This window comes from Streptomyces sp. NPDC033270, assembly GCF_055576575.1.
Genome location: NZ_JBVIRA010000002.1, coordinates 23,998 through 43,140, shown reverse-complemented (window position 1 = coordinate 43,140; position 19,143 = coordinate 23,998). Strand labels below are relative to the sequence as shown.

19 protein-coding genes are annotated in these 19,143 nt (G+C 73.8%); 8 read left to right on the top strand and 11 right to left on the bottom strand.

Annotated features, from left to right (window positions below; translation table 11 throughout):
- Nucleotides 1–109: 109 nt before the first annotated feature.
- The 8 genes from moeZ to ACZ5XZ_RS03645 all read right to left on the bottom strand — a co-directional run bounded on the left by moeZ (nt 110) and on the right by ACZ5XZ_RS03645 (nt 9,288).
- Nucleotides 110–1,288 (bottom strand): adenylyltransferase/sulfurtransferase MoeZ, encoded by a 1,179-nt coding sequence (gene moeZ, locus ACZ5XZ_RS03680; protein ID WP_468974271.1) that lies wholly within the window; start codon nt 1,286–1,288, stop codon nt 110–112.
- A gap of 74 nt (nt 1,289–1,362) precedes the next feature.
- Nucleotides 1,363–2,130 carry a spherulation-specific family 4 protein gene (locus ACZ5XZ_RS03675; RefSeq protein WP_468974269.1) on the bottom strand — a complete coding sequence of 256 codons (768 nt, stop codon included), beginning with the start codon at nt 2,128–2,130 and terminating at the stop codon, nt 1,363–1,365.
- The gene (locus ACZ5XZ_RS03670; protein ID WP_468974267.1) at nt 2,118–3,074 is read right to left on the bottom strand and encodes an NAD-dependent epimerase/dehydratase family protein; all 957 of its coding nucleotides are present in this window, start codon (nt 3,072–3,074) and stop codon (nt 2,118–2,120) included. The genes ACZ5XZ_RS03675 and ACZ5XZ_RS03670 overlap by 13 nt, the downstream gene beginning before the upstream one ends.
- 256 nt (nt 3,075–3,330) lie before the next feature.
- Complete coding sequence (locus ACZ5XZ_RS03665; RefSeq protein WP_468974265.1) at nt 3,331–4,539, bottom strand: hypothetical protein; 1,209 nt, start codon at nt 4,537–4,539, stop codon at nt 3,331–3,333.
- Nucleotides 4,536–4,799, bottom strand: a complete 264-nt coding sequence (locus tag ACZ5XZ_RS03660; RefSeq protein WP_468974263.1) for a hypothetical protein — start codon at nt 4,797–4,799, stop codon at nt 4,536–4,538. Before ACZ5XZ_RS03660 ends, ACZ5XZ_RS03665 begins: the two co-directional genes overlap by 4 nt.
- A gap of 59 nt (nt 4,800–4,858) precedes the next feature.
- A complete protein-coding gene (locus tag ACZ5XZ_RS03655) occupies nt 4,859–6,640 on the bottom strand; it encodes a DUF3492 domain-containing protein (RefSeq protein WP_468974261.1) in 1,782 nt (593 codons plus the stop codon).
- Between the two features lie 231 nt (nt 6,641–6,871).
- Nucleotides 6,872–8,257, bottom strand: coding sequence for a DUF3152 domain-containing protein (locus ACZ5XZ_RS03650; RefSeq protein ID WP_468974259.1), 1,386 nt, complete (start codon nt 8,255–8,257; stop codon nt 6,872–6,874).
- Nucleotides 8,258–8,265: 8 nt separating this feature from the next.
- Nucleotides 8,266–9,288, bottom strand: coding sequence for an alpha/beta fold hydrolase (locus ACZ5XZ_RS03645; RefSeq protein ID WP_468974257.1), 1,023 nt, complete (start codon nt 9,286–9,288; stop codon nt 8,266–8,268).
- Nucleotides 9,289–9,473: 185 nt separating this feature from the next.
- Here ACZ5XZ_RS03645 and ACZ5XZ_RS03640 point away from each other — a divergent pair, with 185 nt between their 5' ends.
- The 4 genes from ACZ5XZ_RS03640 (at nt 9,474) to ACZ5XZ_RS03625 (ending at nt 11,450) form a co-directional block, all read left to right on the top strand.
- On the top strand, nt 9,474–9,692 hold the full coding sequence (locus ACZ5XZ_RS03640) for a hypothetical protein (RefSeq protein ID WP_384439080.1): 219 nt from the start codon (nt 9,474–9,476) through the stop codon (nt 9,690–9,692).
- A 148-nt stretch (nt 9,693–9,840) separates the two neighbouring features.
- Complete coding sequence (locus ACZ5XZ_RS03635; RefSeq protein WP_384439077.1) at nt 9,841–10,482, top strand: TetR/AcrR family transcriptional regulator; 642 nt, start codon at nt 9,841–9,843, stop codon at nt 10,480–10,482.
- 140 nt (nt 10,483–10,622) lie between these two features.
- Nucleotides 10,623–10,850: a DUF3107 domain-containing protein gene (locus ACZ5XZ_RS03630; RefSeq protein ID WP_384439074.1), complete on the top strand. Its 228-nt coding sequence runs from the start codon at nt 10,623–10,625 to the stop codon at nt 10,848–10,850.
- A 309-nt stretch (nt 10,851–11,159) separates the two neighbouring features.
- Nucleotides 11,160–11,450 (top strand): hypothetical protein, encoded by a 291-nt coding sequence (locus ACZ5XZ_RS03625; protein ID WP_468974254.1) that lies wholly within the window; start codon nt 11,160–11,162, stop codon nt 11,448–11,450.
- A gap of 31 nt (nt 11,451–11,481) precedes the next feature.
- Here the strand turns inward: ACZ5XZ_RS03625 and ACZ5XZ_RS03620 are convergent, their stop codons facing one another.
- The gene (locus ACZ5XZ_RS03620; RefSeq protein ID WP_468974252.1) at nt 11,482–12,219 is read right to left on the bottom strand and encodes a ferritin-like fold-containing protein; all 738 of its coding nucleotides are present in this window, start codon (nt 12,217–12,219) and stop codon (nt 11,482–11,484) included.
- Nucleotides 12,220–12,439: 220 nt separating this feature from the next.
- Between ACZ5XZ_RS03620 and ACZ5XZ_RS03615 the strand changes: the two genes are divergently transcribed.
- A complete protein-coding gene (locus ACZ5XZ_RS03615) occupies nt 12,440–14,902 on the top strand; it encodes a DEAD/DEAH box helicase (protein ID WP_468974251.1) in 2,463 nt (820 codons plus the stop codon).
- A 100-nt stretch (nt 14,903–15,002) separates the two neighbouring features.
- On the top strand, nt 15,003–15,869 hold the full coding sequence (locus ACZ5XZ_RS03610) for an alpha/beta fold hydrolase (RefSeq protein WP_468974249.1): 867 nt from the start codon (nt 15,003–15,005) through the stop codon (nt 15,867–15,869).
- 28 nt (nt 15,870–15,897) lie between these two features.
- Here ACZ5XZ_RS03610 and ACZ5XZ_RS03605 read toward each other — a convergent pair whose 3' ends face one another.
- On the bottom strand, nt 15,898–17,064 hold the full coding sequence (locus tag ACZ5XZ_RS03605; RefSeq protein WP_468974247.1) for a hypothetical protein: 1,167 nt from the start codon (nt 17,062–17,064) through the stop codon (nt 15,898–15,900).
- A gap of 157 nt (nt 17,065–17,221) precedes the next feature.
- On the opposite strand from ACZ5XZ_RS03605, the gene ACZ5XZ_RS03600 reads away from it, so the two are divergent.
- A complete protein-coding gene (locus tag ACZ5XZ_RS03600; protein WP_468974245.1) occupies nt 17,222–17,683 on the top strand; it encodes an SRPBCC family protein in 462 nt (153 codons plus the stop codon).
- Between the two features lie 91 nt (nt 17,684–17,774).
- Here the strand turns inward: ACZ5XZ_RS03600 and ACZ5XZ_RS03595 are convergent, their stop codons facing one another.
- Nucleotides 17,775–18,701 (bottom strand): NYN domain-containing protein, encoded by a 927-nt coding sequence (locus ACZ5XZ_RS03595; RefSeq protein ID WP_468974243.1) that lies wholly within the window; start codon nt 18,699–18,701, stop codon nt 17,775–17,777.
- A gap of 201 nt (nt 18,702–18,902) precedes the next feature.
- Between ACZ5XZ_RS03595 and ACZ5XZ_RS03590 the strand changes: the two genes are divergently transcribed.
- A complete protein-coding gene (locus ACZ5XZ_RS03590) occupies nt 18,903–19,055 on the top strand; it encodes a hypothetical protein (RefSeq protein WP_099871903.1) in 153 nt (50 codons plus the stop codon).
- Nucleotides 19,056–19,143: the final 88 nt, after the last annotated feature.

Sequence of the window (19,143 nt, the reverse complement as noted above, 5' to 3'; positions counted from 1 at the left end):
AACACGAAGGCCACCCCCCACACCCCCCCCCTCCCCCCCCCCCCCCCCCCCCCCCCCCCCCCCCCCCCCCCCCCCCCCCCCCCCCCCCTCGACGTTCGGCAGCAGTGGCCTAGTAGACCGGCTTCTCCGGCTCGACCGTGTTGACCCAGCCGATGACGCCGCCGCCGACGTGCACCGCGTCGGCGAAGCCCGCGGACTTCAGCACGGCCAGCACCTCGGCCGAGCGGACGCCCGTCTTGCAGTGCAGGACGATCTTCTTGTCCTGCGGGAGGTCCTGGAGGGCGTTGCCCATCAGGAACTCGTTCTTCGGGATCAGGCGGGCGCCGGGGATGGCGACGATCTCGAACTCGTTCGGCTCGCGGACGTCGATGATGTCGATCTTCTCGTCGGCGTCGATCCACTCCTTGAGCTGCAGAGGAGTGATCGTCGAGCCGGCCGCCGCTTCCTGGGCCTCCTCGGAGACCACGCCGCAGAACGCCTCGTAGTCGATGAGCTCGGTGACGGTGGGGTTCTCCCCGCAGACCGCGCAGTCGGGGTCCTTGCGGACCTTGACCTGACGGTAGGTCATCTCCAGTGCGTCGTAGATCATCAGACGGCCGACCAGCGGATCGCCGATGCCGGCGAGCAGCTTGATGGCCTCGTTGACCTGGATGGAGCCGATGGAGGCGCACAGCACACCCAGGACGCCGCCCTCGGCGCAGGAGGGCACCATGCCCGGCGGCGGGGGCTCGGGGTACAGGCAGCGGTAGCAGGGGCCGTGCTCGGACCAGAAGACCGAGGCCTGGCCGTCGAAGCGGTAGATCGAGCCCCACACGTACGGCTTGTTCAGCAGCACGCAGGCGTCGTTGACCAGATAGCGGGTGGCGAAGTTGTCCGTGCCGTCCACGATCAGGTCGTACTGGCTGAAGATGTCCATCACGTTGTCGGCTTCGAGCCGCTCCTGGTGAAGGACCACGTTCACGTACGGGTTGATGCCCTTGACGCTGTCGCGCGCGGACTCGGCCTTGGAGCGGCCGATGTCCGACTGGCTGTGGATGATCTGGCGCTGGAGGTTCGACTCGTCGACCTCGTCGAACTCCACGATGCCGAGCGTCCCCACGCCCGCCGCCGCCAGGTACATCAGCGCGGGCGAGCCCAGGCCGCCGGCGCCGACACACAGCACCTTGGCGTTCTTCAGCCGCTTCTGCCCGTCCATCCCGACATCGGGGATGATCAGGTGGCGGGAGTACCTGCGGACCTCGTCGACGGTGAGCTCCGAAGCGGGCTCGACCAGGGGTGGCAGCGACACGGATGACCTCAACAAGGGGGTTGGTCGGTATCTGAGGACTGACTTGTCTCCCCGTAACACTGCCACGCCCCTGTTCATTCCGAGACACCCGGTCCGATGCGCGAGACGATTTCGTCCCAGTAGCCGGGCAGCGACGCCCAGGCGTCCTCGGCCCCGCCGGCCCCCGAGGCGGCCCCGCGGTCGGTGACGCACACGGTGCCCGCCCCCTGCCAGCGGGCGATCCGCAGCGCCTCGTCCAGGTGCGTGCGCGGCACGCTGTGCACGAGGTGGCAGAACCGCTCCGGAGCGTAGTCGGCCGTCCACTCGGCCACCTGCGACCAGCGGTAGTCGGCCCAGCGGCCGGCGAAGGTGACGAGCTGGTCGGCGGACTCGGCGTAGCCGGGGTGGGGGTGGGTGCCGTGTCCGAAGACGAGGTGACCGCCGTCGCACAGGGTGCGCAGGGCGCCGGCGAGCCGTCGGATGGCGGGCAGCAGCGCCCGGTCGGCGGGGCAGTTCGCCAACCAGAAGCCGTCGGTGCGGTACCACTCCAGGTAGCGGTGCGCGTCGGAGATCAGCTCGGCGAAGGGGCGCGTACCCAGGCGCACGTCCAGGCGTCCCAGCACTCGGACACCCGTCTCACGCAACCGGGCGGCGGCCGGCAGGCAGTGCGGGTCGGGGCGGGTCCCGGGCCCGTTGGAGACGTCGAGCACCGTCCAGTGCACCAGCCCCGGGGAGCAGCGCAGCAGCCCGGCCCATTCGGTGGGCGCCAGCAGCGGATGGGCCAGGCCCGGCGCGCCGACGCCGAGCGGGGCGGGCCCGGTCGGGGCGCGGGTGGCACCGGCCGGAGTGATCAGATACGACATGCGGCCTCCATCCAGATGTCGGCGAGGGACTCCTCCAGCACGATCCGGGGGCGCCAGCCGAGCCGGTCGCGGGCGGTGCGCACGTCCGCCTGCTGCCAGGTGCCGCAGCCGTCCGGGTAGGGGTAGGTGGCGGGCGGCGAGCCGGCCTGGTGCTCGGCGGACGGACCGGGGATGACCAGCCGGGCCGGCGGGGAGTCCAGCTCGTGCAGCGCACCGCCGAAGCCGGCGACCCGGGCGAGCACGGAGGCGGCCTCGCGCAGCCTTACGGCGCGGCCGGTGCCGATGTTGACCACGCCCTGCGCGGCCGACAGCGAGGCGGCGTGCACGGCCCGGGCCACATCCCGTACGTCGACGAAGTCCCGCTGTACGCCGAGCCCGCCGAGCTTGAGTTCGCTGTCCCCGGACTGCATGGCGCGGCGCATCGCCTCGGCGAGCCGGCCGAGCGGTGAGCCGGCCGGGGTGCCGGGACCGACCGGGGAGAAGACCCGCAGGACGACCGCGTCGAGCCCGGAGCCCAGGACCAGTTCGGTGGCGGCCAGTTTGCTGACGCCGTACGGCCCTCCGGGGCGCGGCACCGCGTCCTCGGCGGTCGAGGAGCCGGGCTGGGAGGGCCCGTATTCGGAGGCGCAGCCCAGGTGGACGAGCCGGGCGCCGCAGCCGCTGCGGCGCAGCGATTCGCAGATGGTGGCGACCGCGACGGTGTTGTGCCGGGTCAGCTCGCGGGCGCCGCCACGGGTGGCGCCGGCGCAGTTGACGACCACTCCGGGGTGCACCGCGTCCAGGAAGCGGGTGAGCGCCCCGGGGCTGCCGGTGGCGAGGTCGAAGCGGACGTCCGCGTCGTCGCCCCGCCCGAGGGCGGTGAGCTGGACGGCGGGGTCGGCGAGCAGGCGGTCGGCGACATAGCGGCCCAGGTAGCCGTTGGCGCCGATGAGCAGCACCCTCATCGTGCGACCCCCCGGTCCGCGGTACGTGTGGTCGGCTGGACGTTCATGTGTCGCGCTCCTAAAGCGGATCGAGGGAAGTGCGTCGGCTTCGGCCGCGGGGACGGCCTCCGCCCCGGGGGCGGCGGCCGCGTGGGGGAAGGGGTCCGCGGCGAAGCGTCCGAAGAGGCCGTTTCGGGGTGCCTCTTCGGGGGTGGTGCGGGGGTGGGACGCCGGTGTGGCGATGCGGGACGGCGGGCACCTGGGGTGGTCCGCGCGGTCACGGCCCAGGTGGCCTTGCCGGTCCGGCGGGGCCGGGCGAGTGCGCGCAGGCTCCGGTGAGCGCCCGCAGCCCGTAGGCGAGGAGGCCCAGGGCGGCGGCCGTACAGGCCACGGCGGGTACCGCGGCCGGTCCCGCGGGAGCGGTCAGCGCCTCCACCGGGACGACGAGCGGGGCCAGGCCGGGGAGCCGGGCGATCAGCACCAGCGCCGGGGCGAGCGCCTCCAGGGCGGCGGCCCAGGCCAGGCCGGCGGCGGCCGCCTCGGGGAAGCCGTGGACGGCGAGCAGCCGGGCGAGGAAGAGCAGCACGCCCAGCGCGGCCGCCGCGGCCACCGCCGCCGCCCCGCCGCTGCCGAAGACCGCTCCCGCGCCCAGGAGCAGCGCCACCAGCGCGCCCAGGAAGAGCGCCGTGGCGGCGAGCAGCAACGGCCTGGTGCGGGCGGCGAGCTCCCCCAGGCCGCGGCTGGCGGCCAGGCCGCGCCGCCCGCGCAGCGCGAACCAGTGGGCGCAGCCGGCCGCGGGCAGGACGGCGAAGGAGAGCGCCACGGCGGTGGCGACGGCGGGCCGTGGGTGCGCGTACGGCAGGTCGGGGCCACCGGCCAGCAGCTCCGCGAGCAGCCGGTCGCCGAACACCGCGTACCCGGCCGTCCAGCAGATCCACAGGCCCGCGGTGCGCGAGCCGGCGCCGTGGTGGCGCGCCCGCAGCGGCCCGGACCGTACGGCCAGCCGGACGGCGAGGGCCAGCAGGACGACACCGGCCGCGCCGACGGCCAGACGGAAGGCGGGGCCCGCCGGCTGACCCACCGAGGCGAGCGCGGCGACGGTCGCGCCGCAGAGCGCGCCGGGGAGCAGCTGCAGCGCGGCGCCGCAGCGTCCGCCCCACCCCCGGCCCCGCCCTCCGCCCGCTTCCTGCGTGCCCTGCTCCGCGCGCGGCACCCGGGCGTAGAGCTCCTCCGCGAGCGAGAAGACGTCGCGGTGCCGGAAGCGTGCGGCCGTGCGGTCGGTGACGCCGTGCGCCTCCAGGCCGGCGGCGATCTCCAGCGCGTCGACGGCGTGTGCGCACAGCTTCTGATGACGGTGCATCAGGGCGCGTACGGGGTCGGCCGGGCCGCGGCGCGCGGGGCGGGCGGCGGTCCGCTCCCCCGTGGCGGGGCGGGCCTCCCCCGTGGTTCCGGGGGCGCGGGTGGTGCCCCCTTCGGGCGCGGTCATGATGCTGCATCCCCCTTCGCCGGGGCCTGCGTACCGACGCCCTGTTCGGGGCGGGGGTGACCGGCGGGCTCCCGGGGCGGGCGGCCGGGGGCGGCCGCGGCGGTGCGCTCCTGCGCGTACGCCGGGCGGCCGGGGCGGCCGCGGCGCCGGAGCCCGTCACGGTTGCCGGCGTGCGCCACATCGGCCATGCCGGTGACCAGCGCCACGCCCACCACACCCATCGCACACATCACGTCCAGCACACCCGTCACCACTGCCATCTCCCTCACGCTGACCTCGCCTGCCTCATCGCCCTGCCCTGCCTGTCCCACCGGCCGTCTCATGTCTCGGACATCACCGGAACTCCGGCCGGCCGCTCCCCCTCCGGCACCGCCCAGCTGGGCGTGCGGCCGGCCGGCGCGACCGCCTTGACGGCGGTGGTCGCGGCCCAGCGGCCGGGGACATGGGACTCGGCGGGGCGGGCGAAGGGCTGCGGAACGCCCTGGGCGTCCAGCGTGCGGTGGTCGGCCGGGCGGGCCGGGGCGCGCGAGATCAGCTCCAGGTAGATGCCGCGGAATGCCGCGACGTTCTGCTCCACCGTGAACAGTTCGAGCGCCCGCGCCCGGGCCGCCGCGCCCAGCCGGGCCCTGCGGTCCGGGTCGCCGAGCAGCGCACGGCACGCCTCGGCGAGGGCACGCGGGTTGCGCGGCGGGACGACCAGGCCGGTGCCGCCGATGACCTCGCACACCGCGCCGGCATCGGTCGACACCGTGGCCCGACCGCAGAACATCGCCTCCACCAGGGAGCGCGGAAAGCCCTCGACGACGCTGGAGAGCACCACCACCGCACCGGAGGCATAGGCGTCCGCCAGGCTCGGCACCTCGGGACTGCCGACCTCCTCGAAGCTGACCGGGTTCTCGCCGACGGTGCGGGCGTCGGCCGCCTCGTCGGGGAAGAGCTGGGCGGCCAGCGCCCGGCACTGCGCCAGATAGCCGGGCGCCTGCGGATCGCGGCCCACCCCGCCGATGATCCGGAGTGTCGCCTCCGGCTCGGCCCTGCGGACCTCGGCGAACGCGTGCAGCAGCGCCACCAGGTCCTTCGCGGGCTCGACGGCGCCGACCCACACCAGCGTCTTGGAGTCGTCGGCCGGGGCGTCGGCCACCGCGGCGAAGGGGGCGGCGTCCATGCCCGGGTAGACCGTGCGCAGCCGGGCCCGGTCGGCGCCGCAGTGCTCCTGCCAGCGGCGGGCGTGGGTGTTGCCGGGCGTGACCAGGGCGGCCTGGGCGTAGGTCTCGGCGGCCAGCGCGCCCTGGAAGGCGGCGAGCAGCGCGCGCACCGGAGCGCTCAGCGGCGCCGCGGCACGTGCGAGGTAGTGCTCGCGCAGCCGTACGCCGCACTCGGTGACCAGCAGCGGAGTACCGAAGAAGCGTTTAGCCAACAGCCCGGGGAGGGCCGCCGCCCCTCCGGAGGTGGCGTGGCAGAGGTCCACCCCGTCGAGGCCGGGGGTCTCCCGGTCGCCGTACCAGTCCAGCGACAGCGGGCGCAGCGCGAGTTCGAGCTGCGCGGCGACCGCCAGCAGGTCGTTGACCTGCGCGCCGTGGACGGCCGGCAGCGCGCGCGGGCCGTGGCAGGCGGCCTCCAGGGCGCGTACGGCGTCCTCGGAGCGGAGCAGGGCGGGCAGTCCGCCATGCTCGCGGGCCCGTTCGGCGAGCCCGTAGAGACCACTGGCGAAACGGTCCGCCTTACTGGTCAGAGAGTTGTCGGGGATTCCCCCGGGGCCCGTCTGCCGATCGCCGGTCGGAGCCGTGGCGAAGGCCGTGACCAGATCGCCGAAGTGCTCGGCGAAGCGGCGCCGTTCGCGCCGGCCGGGCGCGCGGCCCCGGCGCTCGTCCGCGCCCCGGAGGTGCTCGGCGGGGAAGCCGCCCCACAGGGGAGCGCCGCGCACCAGCCGTACGTACTCCGGAAGGTCGGGTCTTGTCCCCGCCTCCTGCCGCGCCTGCGTGCTCAGGGCGTAGACCTCGAAGTCATGGCCGGTGAGCCCGCGTACGAGCCGGTCGCACCACGCATGCGATCCACCGGACGCATACGGATAGCCACCCTCGGTGAGCAGTCCAATGCGCACGACTGCACCCCCGTCCTCCCATATCGACGACCCTGGCGCGACGGCACGGCCGTCACCTGGCAGGAAGAAGTTATGCAAAAGGGCCGGTGGCGCGATGGACGGTTGTCCGTTGCGCCACCGGAAGGGGTGAAAGCACGTAACTTTCCCCACACGAGGGCGTTTCGCCGCGCTATGTGATCGCCACGCCACAGCCCGTAGCGCACGGCCGGCGGTGCGGCCGCCACCGCCCGATCAGCGCTGGGTGGGGAACGGCCAGGAGTTGGGGCGGCAGGTCGCGCCGTCCGTCGTCAGGAACTTCGTCTGCTGCATCATCACCGGGGCCAGTGCGCCCTGCCGGGAGCAGGCCTCGTGGTTGTGCCCGAGCCGGTGGCCGACCTCGTGGTTGATCAGCATCTGGCGGTAGGCGAGCATCTTGTCGGGCCCGTAGGTCTTGGCGCCCTGCGCCCAGCGGTAGGCGTTGATCATGACGCGGTCGGTCGCCGCCGAGTCACAGGAGACGTTGTCCTCGGTGGTGTCGAGACCGGACTTGGCACACCACGTCGCGGTGGTCCCCGGGCTCGCCAGCGTGATCACGAAGTCGGCGCTGCCGGACGCCACCCGCTGGAAGGTCCGCTGCCCGCCGTGCGCCCAACTCCGGTCGTCGTTGAGGGTCTTGTGCACCGCCTCGGCGAACAGCGCGCCGTCCAGCGGGAGTCCCTCCTCGACGTCGACCCGATAGCGCAGCACCTTGCCGCCGCCCGGCGCCTTGGCGTCGCCGCCGGCCGGCCTGAACCGGCCGCTGCCCGTCAGATCCGCGGCCAGCGGGAAGACCTGCGTCATCTTCTCGTCGTAACTGGCCGGCTTGGCGTCCTGGGTGGGTCTGGTCTGCGACCGGGAGGCCTCGTCGCCGACGCCGTCGACCCGGTCGTTGCCGCTGCTGGCCTGCGGGTCCCCGCCGTCCTTGTGCTGCTCGGCGACCTGGCCCGCGATGACGACGGCGAGCACCGTGGTCACCGCCGCGGCCGCGGCGCCGGTGAACGTCCGGCCCTTGCCGCCCTTCCTGGCGCCGTGCGGCTCGGGCGCATCAGACGGGTCGTCGAACTCCCCGTCCGGGTCCGGGCCGTCCGGGCGGCCCGGCGCCGCACCCTGCGCGCCCACCGCGGCGGCCCGGTCCGGCTCGTCGATCCCCTCGCGCGCGAAGACCACCGAGCGCCCGGTGAACCGGCCGCCGGGCGGCACCCGCTGCCCGCCGGGCGCCCCGGCCCGGAACACGTCGTCGTCGGCCTCGTAGGGGTCCTGCCCGTCGAAGGCGTCGAGATATTCGCGGCGCGGTCCCGCGGCGACGCCGGGGAAGGCCATCGGCTGCGTACCGGACATCTCCGCGCGCGGGCGGGGAATCCTGGGCGCGCCCTGTCCGGGCGCCATCGGGGACGCCGGCGCGGTGGGGAACGCGCCCCAGCCGCCGCCCGGCTCGCGCTGCTCGGGGTGCCCGCCGCGCACCGTCTCCCCCTCGACCGGCTCGCGCCTGCGGCGGCCGGAGCCCGGTCCCGGCGGGGGCGTCCGGCCGCCACCGGGCGGCGCGGCCGTCGGCGAGGGGGCTTCGGTCTCCGGCCGGCTACGGCGGCTATGGCGTCCCACGGGGCGTGTCAGCTCCTGCCCGCATCGGCGGTCACGTCGGTCACTTCACAGTCGAGCAGGTCGCGGACGGCCCGCGCGACCGCCTCCGGGTACTCCATCATCGCCACATGCCCCGCCTCCGGCAGCGTCAGCAGACGCGAACCGCGGAACGCCGCGGCCGCCCGCCGCGCCATCCGGAAGGACACCAGGCGGTCGCGTCCACCGTAGACGAGAAGCGTCGGGGCGAGCACCCGCTCTGCCTGACGCCACAAATTGTGCTGCCCGCCGAGCGTGTAGGAGTTCACCAGAGCGCGCGCCGAGCGCTCCATCACCTCCCAGAAGTAAGGGAGTTCGAGCCGCCGGGCGTACTCGTCGACCGCGGAGTTGAAGCCCTCCGGGCTGACCCGTGCGGGGTCGCCGTAACAGAGCGCCAGCACCTCGCGGGTGCGGCGCTCGGGGGTCCAGTCCCGGGTGAGCCGGCCGAAGAGCCGGCCGGTGCCGGGGACGGCGAGCAGCGCCGTGGGCACCGCGGCCAGCTGCGGGCGCAGCTCGGGCAGCGCCGGTGAGATCAGCGTCAGGGTGCGCACGAGGTCCGGCCGCGCCGCCGCCACCCGGGTCGCCACGGCGCCGCCCATGGAGTTGCCGATGAGGTGTACGGGGCCGCGCCCGGCCGCGTCGAGGTAGCGGATGACCACCCGGGCCTGCGCGGAGACGGAGTAGTTGCCGTCGGCCGGCGGCGGCGACTGCCCGAAGCCGGGCAGGTCGATCGCCTCGCCGTCGACCCGGTCGGCGAGCAGCGGCATCAGACCGGACCAGTTCAGCGCGGAGCCGCCGAGGCCGTGGAGGTACAGCGCGGGCTCGCGGCCGGGCCCGGCACCGTCCTCGCCGGAGCCGTCCGCCTCGCCGTCCCGTCCGGCCGGCGCCCGCACCGTCAGCGTCAGGCCCGGCAGTGTCACGGTGCGCACCGTCTCCGCCGCACCGCGCCGACCGGGGCCGGCCGGGGGCACCGGGAGGGCTGCGGTCGCGGTGTCCGGCGACTCGGTCGAAGACATGGGGTCGATGTTACGAGACGATCACGCCCCCGATTGTGTGTTCGCGGTCACACACCGCATCGCGCTGCCGCGGCGGCTCTCCTAGGCTCGTAGGCAAGGGCAGTCGCCCCGAGGCCCTGCTGTCACGCCTGGCACCGGCCGACGAAGCGAGTCCACGAGGAAGTCCGCGAGATTAGGGAGCCATCATGCGCGTCGACCCGACAGACCCGGACACTTTCGAGGACGAGGAAGCCGCCACCGAAATTGACGTGGAGGCCCCGGAAGCGGACGCCGCGGAGCAGTACACGGATCTCTCTCCGCACCGCGACGAACCGCTGACCGGCGCCGACCCGGACGCGGCCAACGAGGCGGATCGCGCCGAACAGGCCCGCGTGGTGGAACTCAACGAAGACGAATACCGATGACCTGGGGCGTTATGTCGGGTTGCGGATGCCGTACCGGACAGAAATTCTCACCCCGGACCGCGCACAGCCGGGTTACCCAAAAGTACGATGGCGGGCGCGGTGCACCACCTTGCACGGGCCGCGTACGGAACGATTTCTGGGAGGCAGCGTGAGCGCCATCGAGCAGACCGAGGCGGCGCGCCCGCGGGGCACACGCCTGCCACGCCGAGCCCGACGCAACCAGCTTCTGGGCGCGGCCCAGGAGGTGTTCGTCGCCCAGGGCTACCACGCGGCCGCCATGGACGACATCGCCGAGCGCGCGGGCGTCAGCAAGCCGGTGCTCTACCAGCACTTCCCGGGCAAGCTGGACCTCTACCTCGCGCTGCTCGACCAGCACTGCGAGGCGCTGCTGCAGTCGGTGCGCTCGGCGCTGGCCTCGACGACCGACAACAAGCAGCGGGTGGCGGCGACGATGGACGCCTACTTCGCCTACGTGGAGGACCCGGGCGGCGCCTTCCGCCTGGTCTTCGAGTCGGACCTGACCAATGAGCCGGCCGTGCGCGAGCGGGTGGACAAGGTGTCCCTGGAGTGCGCGGAGGCCATAAGCGCGGTGATCGCCGAGGACACCGGCCTGTCGCAGGACGAGTCGATGCTGCTCGCCGTGGGACTGGGCGGGGTCTCCCAGGTGGTGGCGCGCTACTGGCTCTCCTCCGGCAGCCAGGTCCCGCGGGACACCGCGGTGCAGCTGCTGACCTCGCTCGCCTGGAAGGGCATCGCCGGCTTCCCGCTGCACGGCAGCGACACGCACTGACCGTGTTCGCTGCTGGCGTGGTCCAGGGCGTCCTGCGCGTCCCCGTACCGGGCTAATGTGTGCTGGGTACAGCGCGGATTGCCGCGCATCCTCCCCCAGCTGAGGCTGGGGACCCCCAGACCGTCGGAGGGACAAAAGCCGTGGAGGTCAAGATCGGCGTGCAGCACGCGCCCCGCGAGATCGTTCTGGAGAGCGGGCAGTCTGCCGAGGAGGTCGAGCGTGCGGTGTCCGACGCGCTGGCCGGCAAGTCGGAGCTGCTGAAGCTGGTGGACGAACACGGCCGCAAGGTCCTGGTCCCGGCGGACCGGCTGGCCTATGTGGAGCTCGGCGAGCCGGCCGGCCGCAAGGTCGGGTTCGGCGCGCTCTGACCGGCGGGGCGCCGGCAGCGGCGTCCGTGAGCGAAGAGACAACAAGGGGGCGGTGGCCCGGGGATTCCCGGGCACCGTCCCCTTCTTCCGTTCCGGTCGGGTCCGGTCTTGTTCCGTTTCCGGTTCCGGATCCGGATCTCCGCAGATCAGGCCGTTCGGGGCGGCCCGGCTGCGCTGATCAGGCAGGGGACCCGCGGCGGGAGGGTTGCTGCCGCCGCCCCCTGGGTACGACCGCCTACGACCGATTTGTTCGTCCGATCGGCACCGCGCCCACCAGCGCGGGAACACCAGCACGCGGGAGGGAACAGCATGATCTGGGAAGCGCTCGGAGCCGTCCTCATCGGCCTGGCCATCGCCCTGTCCGCCGTGCACTGGCTGCCCGACCGCTTCCCCGCGCGCACCCTCACGCTGGCGACCGGCCCGGTGGCGGCGCTGCTCGGCGCCCTGCTGACCCGCTCGATCCTCGGCCCCGGGTACCCCGTACAGGTACTTCTCGCCGCGGTCGCCGTGGGTGCGGCGCTGCTCTCGGTCCTGGCGCGCCCGCCGCGCCACCGTCTTCGGCGGCCGGCCGCACCGCTGAAGGGGCACCGGACGGCCTGAACCACCCGGCGCCGCCGTCAGCGGGTCGAGGTCAGGCCGCGAGCCCCAGCGCCGCCATCCGCTTGGTGTGCGCCTCGGTGATCCGGGAGAACATCCGGCCCACCTCGGCCAGGTCGAAGCCGTCGGCGACCCCGCCCACCAGCATCGTGGAGAGCGCGTCGCGGTCCGCGACGACCCGCTGCGCCTGCGAGAGCGCCTCGCCCATCAGCCGCCGCGCCCACAGCGCCAGCCGCCCGCCGACCCGCGGTTCGGCCTCGATGGCCGCGCGCACCTTCTCGATCGCGAAGGACGCGTGCCCGGTGTCGTCCAGGACGGCCAGCACCAGATCGCGGGTGTCGGAGTCGAGCCGCGCGGCGACCTCGCGGTAGAAGTCACTGGCGATCGAATCGCCGACGTACGCCTTGACCAGGCCCTCCAGCCAGTCCGACGGCGCCGTCTGGCGGTGGAATTCGTCCAGTGCGGCGGCGAACGGCTCCATGGCCTCGTTCGGCTCCGCCTCGATCTGCGCGAGCCGCTCCCGCAGCCGCTCGAAGTGGTGGAACTCGGCCGAGGCCATCTTGGCCAGCTCGGCCTTGTCGTCCATCGTCGGCGCCAGCTTGGCGTCCTCCGCCAGGCGCTCGAAGGCGGACAGCTCGCCGTATGCGAGCGCGCCGAGCAGGTCGATCACGGCGGCCCGGTACTGCGGGTCGGCGGATGCCTGCACCCAGTTCTGGGCGGCGATCCCGGTGAGTTCTTGCGCGTCAGCCGCGGCGTTGTCAGGCGTTCCCATGACCGGCACAATAGCCCGCCCGGCGGCTGGGGGAAGGCCCTGGTCAGCCACTTCCGCCCGGCCGCGGGAACGGCTCGCGGGCTGCGCACGAGCCGCGCGCCCCGACGTGATGTATTCCTCACTCATACAAGCCTTCGGATGGGTACGCGATATCCGGGGTACAGTGGTATTGGACCTGCCGGTAACCGGTGGGTCGTTCCACGAAGCGGATGCCCGGTCGGTGGCCCGATCGGCTCCAAACCGACCGCCCTCCCCCGCGGCGCGTACGAGATACGCACAGCAGGAGGGACACCGCTCGCGGCAGGAGTGCCTGAGCGTTGGCAGTGGTCCCGCCCCATCGGCCGTCATCAGGCCGACCCGTACGAACCCGTACGACGGAGCGGTACGACCCCCTTCGCCGCCTCACGCCGCGTCTCACAGAAGAGGCAAGATTCTGTCTACGTTCCGAGACCTCGGGATTTTCCCCGAGACGGCCGAGGCCCTGGAGGCCGTCGGCATCATCTCCCCCTTTCCCATCCAGGAGCTGACGCTCCCCGTCGCCCTCTCCGGCAACGACGTCATCGGCCAGGCCAAGACCGGCACGGGCAAGACCCTGGGCTTCGGCCTGCCGCTCATCGAGCGCGTCACGGTCCCCGTGGACGTCGAGGTGGGCCGCTCGCAGCCCGAGCAGCTGACCGAGGCGCCGCAGGCCCTCGTCGTCGTCCCCACGCGCGAGCTGTGCCAGCAGGTCACCAACGACCTGCTCACCGCCGGCAAGGTCCGCAACGTCCGGGTCCTGGCGATCTACGGCGGCCGTGCCTACGAGCCGCAGGTCGAGGCCCTGAAGAAGGGCGTCGACGTCATCGTCGGCACGCCCGGCCGGCTGCTGGACCTCGCGGGCCAGAAGAAGCTGGACCTCTCCCACGTGCGCACCCTCGTCCTGGACGAGGCCGACGAGATGCTCGACCTGGGCTTCCTGCCCGACGTCGAGAAGATCATCCAGCTGCTGCCGGCCAAGCGGCAGACCATGCTGTTCTCCGCGACCATGCCCGGCCAGGTCATCTCGCTGGCCCGCCGCTACATGTCGCAGCCCACGCACATCCGCGCCACCGCGCCGGACGACGAGGGCCAGACCGTCGCCAACACCACCCAGCACGTCTTCCGCGCGCACTCCATGGACAAGCCGGAGATGGTCTCGCGCATCCTCCAGGCCGAGGGCCGGGGCCTGGCGATGGTGTTCTGCCGTACGAAGCGGACCGCCGCCGACATCGCCGACCAGCTCTCCCGGCGCGGCTTCGCGTCCGGCGCGGTGCACGGCGACCTCGGCCAGGGCGCCCGCGAGCAGGCGCTGCGCGCCTTCCGTAACGGCAAGGTCGACGTCCTGGTCTGCACCGACGTCGCCGCCCGCGGCATCGACGTCGAGGGTGTGACGCACGTCATCAACTACCAGTCCCCCGAGGACGAGAAGACCTACCTGCACCGCATCGGCCGCACCGGCCGGGCGGGCGCCAAGGGCACCGCGGTCACCCTCGTCGACTGGGACGACATCCCGCGCTGGAAGCTGATCAACAAGGCGCTGGACCTGCCGTTCGACGAGCCGGAGGAGACCTACTCCACCTCGCCGCACCTCTACGAGCAGCTGCACATCCCCCAGGGCACCAAGGGCGTGCTGCCGCGCGCCGAGCGCACCCGGGCCGGACTCGCGGCGGAAGAGGTCGAGGACCTGGGCGAGACCGGCGGCCGCGGCCGCGGCTCCCGCAAGGGCGGCAGCCCCGCCGTGACTGAGGAGCGCCCGCCGCGCACCCGTACCCCGCGTCAGCGCCGCCGTACCCGCGGCGGCGCACCGCTGGACGAGTCGGCCACCTCCGAGGCTCAGGAGACCGGGTCGCCGGTCGCCGGGGACGCCCCGGACGCCGAGGCACCGCGTCAGCCGCGCCGGCGCCGTCGTACCCGCGGCAGCCAGACCGCGGTGGCGGCAGCCGTACCGGCCCCGGCCACCGAGGCTGCGAACGCCGCCGCCGTGGTGACCGAGGCTCCGGCCGAGCCCGCCAAGCCGCGCCGGCGCCGTACCCGTGCCGCCCGTCCGGTGGCCACGGAGACCTTCCAGACCGTCGAGACCGCGGCGATCGCGCTCGCCGCGGCGCAGGGCACGGCGGTCGCCGCCGAGTCCGCCGAGGTGACGGAGGCCGTCGAGGCACCCGCCGCACCGCGCCGCCGGACCCGCAGCGCCGCCAAGGCCGCCGCCGAGACGGCACCGGTAGCGGTGACCGAGGCCGCGGTGGAGACCGCGGACGCCGTGGTGGACGCGGCACCGGCCAAGCCCAAGCGGACCCGGAAGACGGCCGCCGCCAAGGCCGCCGAGGCCGCGGTGGAGACCGCCGAAGGCACCGCCGACGCACCGGCCAAGCCCAAGCGCACCCGCAAGGCCGCCGCCGCCAAGCCCGTCGCCGAGGCGACTGCGGAGACCGCCGAGGCGCCCGCCAAGCCCAAGCGGACCCGGAAGACGGCCGCCGCCAAGGCCGCCGAGGCCGCGGTGGAGACCGCCGAAGGCACCGCCGACGCACCGGCGAAGCCCAAGCGCACCCGCAAGGCCGCCGCCGCCAAGCCGGCCGTCGAGGCCGCGGCGGACACCGCCGAGGCCAAGCCGGTCCGCCGCCGGACCCGTGCCAAGGCGACCACCGCCGAGGCGACGCCCGAGAGCTGACGCTCGCTTCACCCCGACGACCCGGCCCCGCTTCCCCGCGGGTGCCGGGTCGTCGGCGTCCCGGCCCGGTTTCGCCGCCCGGCCCGGATAACCTCATGGCATGAGCAGGCCGCCGACCCTCACGCTGCCCCCGTGCGCCCGCGCGTACCGACTCGACACCGAGCGCGGTGCGTTCGCCGTACACGACGCCCACCCCGACGGCGCACCGATCGGGACGGCCTTGCTGGTGCCCGGGTTCACCGGCAGCAAGGAGGACTTCATCGCCCTGCTGGCGCCGCTGGCCGCGGCCGGGTTCCGCGCGGTGGCGGTGGACGGCCGCGGCCAGCACGAGTCCCCCGGCCCGCGTGAGGAACGGGCCTATGCGCAACGGGAGTTGGCCCTTGACGTGCTGGCCCAGGCGCGGGCCGTGCACGACCCCGGCAGCGGCCCGCTGCATCTGCTGGGGCACTCGCTGGGCGGGTTGATCACCCGGGCCGCCGTGCTCCTGGACGCCGCCCCGTTCCGTTCGCTGACCGTGCTCAGCTCCGGGCCCGCGGCCATCGAGGCCGCCCAGCAGGCCCGGGTGCGGATGCTGATCCAGGCGCTGGGCGCGCTGGACATGGAGAGTGTCTGGCGGGCGATGCGCGAACTGGATCCTCCGGAGGCGGCGGACGCCGCCACGCCCCCGGAGATCGGCGCGTTTCTGCACCGCCGCTGGCTGAACACCGTCCCCGAGCAGCTGATCGCGACCGGCCGTCAGATGGTGGAGGAGCCCGACCGGGTGGCGGAACTGGCCGCTACGGGGCTGGCCACCCATGTGGTCTCCGGGTCCGTCGACTACGCCTGGCCGGTGCCGTGGATGGACGCGATGGCCGAGCGGCTCGCCGCCCACCGCAGCGTCATCGAGGGCGCCGAGCACTCCCCCAACGCCGAGCGCCCGGAGAAGACGGCCGAGGCGCTGACGGGGTTCTGGAGCGGCGTGGGCTGAGGGCCGGGCGGGTCTTCATGGACACGCCCTACCCCGTCGGCCCCGCCAGGGGGCCGGGGTTGCCGGACGGCGCCGCCGCGCCCGGCCCGCGGACGCCCGCCAGCAGCGCCTGCCCCTGTTTGTCGACGAACTGTGTGAAGACCTGCTGCGAATAGCCGAAGACGATGGCCCAGGCGATGATCTGGGCCGACGAGTCCAGGGCGGTCAGACCGGGGACGAACCCGCCGCGCATGAGCAGCAGCCCGAGCACCGCCGTCAGCGCACCGGTCGGCAGCTTCAGCCACGCCAGGGCCACCGGCACGTTGTAGGGGGTGGCGGTGCCGCTGATGCGGCGCAGCGCCGAGGCGGCGGCGATGGCGGCGGCCAGCAGCCCGACGATCTCCAGGACCAGGTAGTTGGCCTCGATCGCGGGCAGGTCCGCGATGCTGCCGGGCACCTCGGCGGCCTTGAGGTCACCGCTGCTGGACACCGGGCAGACGGTGGTGAACGTGCGGCCGTTGCCGCCCGCGCCGGGCGGCGTCTCCGGCGTGAAGCACGGTGGTACCACGGTCGGGAAGAAGAAGCCGAGCACGCCGACGAGCACCGCGAGAAACCCCAGCGCGGCGGACACGTACTTCACGATGCGCACGAAGCTGCCGACGCGCAGCCGGTCGCGCAGCGCCTGGAGCCGGGCGACGTTCACCGCGTCGATGATCACCTCGACGTCCGCCCGGGTCGGCGGGCGCTTGGCCGTCTCCTTCCAGATGTCCTCGACCCTCATCCGCCGGGGGTCCTTCACCTGCAGCTGCTCCCGGACGAGCGCGACCAGACCGGGCAGCAGCGGGGTGACCTCTTCCGGTTCGATCATGCGCAGGAGCAGGTCGCGGGCTTCGTCGAGATGGATCTGCGCCACGCTCAGATGCGCTCCGACCAGGTGGCGGGGGTGCAGCGCGTGGCTGAGCTTCTCCCGCGCCTCGTCGAGTTCGGCACGGACGTCATCGGCGAGCCGCGCCTTGTCGGACTGGAGCGGCTTGGTCTCCAGCAGCGCCTCGAGCTCGTTGATGCCGGCGCGGATCACCTCCCGCAGCTCCCACGAGCCCTCCTCCCACTTCTTCTCGCGGCAGCGCCGCCGGCGGTCGCGCCACCACTCGACGGGATGCCGGAAGAGGGAGACCCCGGAATCGAAGCGGGGTGCGGGCGGCTGCCGATCGCTCATGCAGACGACCGTCGCAGCTGCCGGCGCGGCACGCGCGGCAGGAATGCGCCGACCGGACTAGAACGTGTCGTGGGCACGGGGCGGTTGGGCGAGCATCGCAGAAGGCGGGCGGCCACCGGCGCCCGGCCGGCACCGGCTTCGTACGAAGGGCCCGACCATGACCGACACTTCCGGGGACGACCCGCACGGCATCGCCCTCAACCGGACCTTCGACGCCCGGCGCGAGCTGGTCTTCGAGGCCTGGACGCGGCCCGAGCACTTCGCGTACTGGTTCGGCGGGGACGTGCCGGTGCCGGCCGACCGGGTGGCGATGGATGTGCGGCCGGGCGGGACCTGGAGTCTGGTGATGCGCACTCCGGACGGCGGTGAGCTGCCGTTCTCCGGTGTGTACCGGGAGGTCGTGCCGCCCGAGCGGCTGGAGTTCACGCTCAGGGACGCGGCCGCGCCGCGCGGCGCCGAGGGCGAACTCGTACGGGTGACCCTGACCGAGGCCGGGGACCGTACGGAGATGGCCTTCCGGCAGCTCGGCGGCAACCTCACCAGCGAGCAGTACCTGCAGGCCGAGGCGGGCTGGGCGGGCTTCTTCGACCGGCTGGCCGAGCTCCTGGCCAGGGCCTGAACGGCCCGGCGATCAGGCCACCGCCGGGCCCCGGTCCCCGCCCCGCGGTGTCCGGCCAGGGCCTGTCCGACCCTGGCCCGTCGTCCAGGCCCTAGAACTGGGCCTGGACGTGCTCCCAGAAGCCGTCCCGCAGGACCCGGCGCAGGTCGGCGTGGCCGCGCAGGGAGTGCCGCAGCAGCGCCTCCGCGGCGGTCAGCAGTTCCTGGTCGACGGTGCCGGGCAGGTAGGGGTGGCCGGGCAGGAGCTCGGCCACCCGGTCGCGGCCGCGCTCCGACAGCCACTGCGCGGCGACCCGGGCCCCGACGAAGCGGACCTCCTCGCGGCTGGGCGCCGGCCCCTCGGCCGCGGCCTGCTCCAGGTATTCGGCGCCGGTCCGGCGGGTGATGTACGGCTTGCAGAACTCCAGGTCGAAGATGCGCGCGCTGTCGACCTCCCACAGCAGCGGCTCGGCCTGATTGCGGCCGCCCGGCGCTTCGATGCCCCACAGGTGCACCCGCGCGCCGTAGCCCTGCGCCGCCTCGACCGCGGAGACCAGGTCCTCGTCGCCGCCGATGAGCACCGCATCGCTGATCGCGCGGTGCCGGGCCAGCGACTCCAGGTCCGAGCGGATCAGCGAGTCGACGCCCTTTTGCTGGTTGTTGGCGTTGAGGTTGCCGAGCCTGACCTTCACATCGGGCAGCTCGGCGATCCGCTGCTGCTCCTGGGTGTGGATGCGGCGGCGGGCACCGTCGTACCAGTAGACGCGCAGCAGCCGGCTGTCCGGGAAGATCGTCCGGGCCTTGTCGATGAACGCCTCGATGATCCCTTCGGCGTCCAGCTCGAAGCCCTTGCGGTCCTCCGTGCCGGCGACGAGCCTGCCCGCCGCCGCGTAGACATAGCCCGCGTCCACGAAGGCGGCGTGGGTGGAGGGGGTGGTGGCGACCTCGGCGAGCACCCGGGTGAGCAGCTCGTTGGTGCGCTCGATCCCGGCGGCGAGCGCGGCGAGGTCGGTGGGGGCCGTGGGCCGGACGTCGTTCATACGGGACCCATTGTCCGGGCGCCCGGACGGCGTGCACAAGCGCCCTCCGCGCCAGTACTTAGACCGTCAAAATTTTTCTTTAGCGTAGGGAATGATTGCAGGGTGCGGGTCGTTGTACCCCTATGGAACGCCTGGCAGCGAAGCCGTGCGAACCACACCAATCAGTTCTCCGCAGGAGGATCAGACGAAGGGAGAAGCCGTATGCGCTTCGAGATCATGCGCCTGGACGATGTCGACGGCACCGCCGTGGACAGCACCGTCGTGGACGCCGCCTCCGTCAACCGGATCGTGCAGCAGGCCGCCGCCATAGGCCAGCGCATCTACATCCGCCCGGCCGACACCGCCGCCCGTTAACACCGACGCCCGCCGATTCGAGCGCGGGGGGGGGGGGGAGGGGGGAAAGGAACAAGAGGGAGGAGGAGGCGTTTGGGGGGGGTGGCAG

Excerpts from the sequence above, each read along its gene's own strand:
- ACZ5XZ_RS03600 (WP_468974245.1), top strand. The coding sequence starts at position 17,222 with ATGACCGACACTTCCGGGGACGACCCGCACGGCATCGCCCTCAACCGG.
- ACZ5XZ_RS03625 (WP_468974254.1), top strand. The coding sequence starts at position 11,160 with ATGATCTGGGAAGCGCTCGGAGCCGTCCTCATCGGCCTGGCCATCGCC.
- ACZ5XZ_RS03605 (WP_468974247.1), bottom strand. The coding sequence starts at position 17,064 with ATGAGCGATCGGCAGCCGCCCGCACCCCGCTTCGATTCCGGGGTCTCC.
- ACZ5XZ_RS03675 (WP_468974269.1), bottom strand. The coding sequence starts at position 2,130 with ATGTCGTATCTGATCACTCCGGCCGGTGCCACCCGCGCCCCGACCGGG.
- ACZ5XZ_RS03640 (WP_384439080.1), top strand. The coding sequence starts at position 9,474 with ATGCGCGTCGACCCGACAGACCCGGACACTTTCGAGGACGAGGAAGCC.
- ACZ5XZ_RS03670 (WP_468974267.1), bottom strand. The coding sequence starts at position 3,074 with ATGAGGGTGCTGCTCATCGGCGCCAACGGCTACCTGGGCCGCTATGTC.
- ACZ5XZ_RS03620 (WP_468974252.1), bottom strand. The coding sequence starts at position 12,219 with ATGGGAACGCCTGACAACGCCGCGGCTGACGCGCAAGAACTCACCGGG.
- ACZ5XZ_RS03610 (WP_468974249.1), top strand. The coding sequence starts at position 15,003 with ATGAGCAGGCCGCCGACCCTCACGCTGCCCCCGTGCGCCCGCGCGTAC.
- ACZ5XZ_RS03590 (WP_099871903.1), top strand. The coding sequence starts at position 18,903 with ATGCGCTTCGAGATCATGCGCCTGGACGATGTCGACGGCACCGCCGTG.
- ACZ5XZ_RS03660 (WP_468974263.1), bottom strand. The coding sequence starts at position 4,799 with ATGGCAGTGGTGACGGGTGTGCTGGACGTGATGTGTGCGATGGGTGTG.
- ACZ5XZ_RS03595 (WP_468974243.1), bottom strand. The coding sequence starts at position 18,701 with ATGAACGACGTCCGGCCCACGGCCCCCACCGACCTCGCCGCGCTCGCC.
- ACZ5XZ_RS03645 (WP_468974257.1), bottom strand. The coding sequence starts at position 9,288 with ATGTCTTCGACCGAGTCGCCGGACACCGCGACCGCAGCCCTCCCGGTG.
- ACZ5XZ_RS03665 (WP_468974265.1), bottom strand. The coding sequence starts at position 4,539 with ATGACCGCGCCCGAAGGGGGCACCACCCGCGCCCCCGGAACCACGGGG.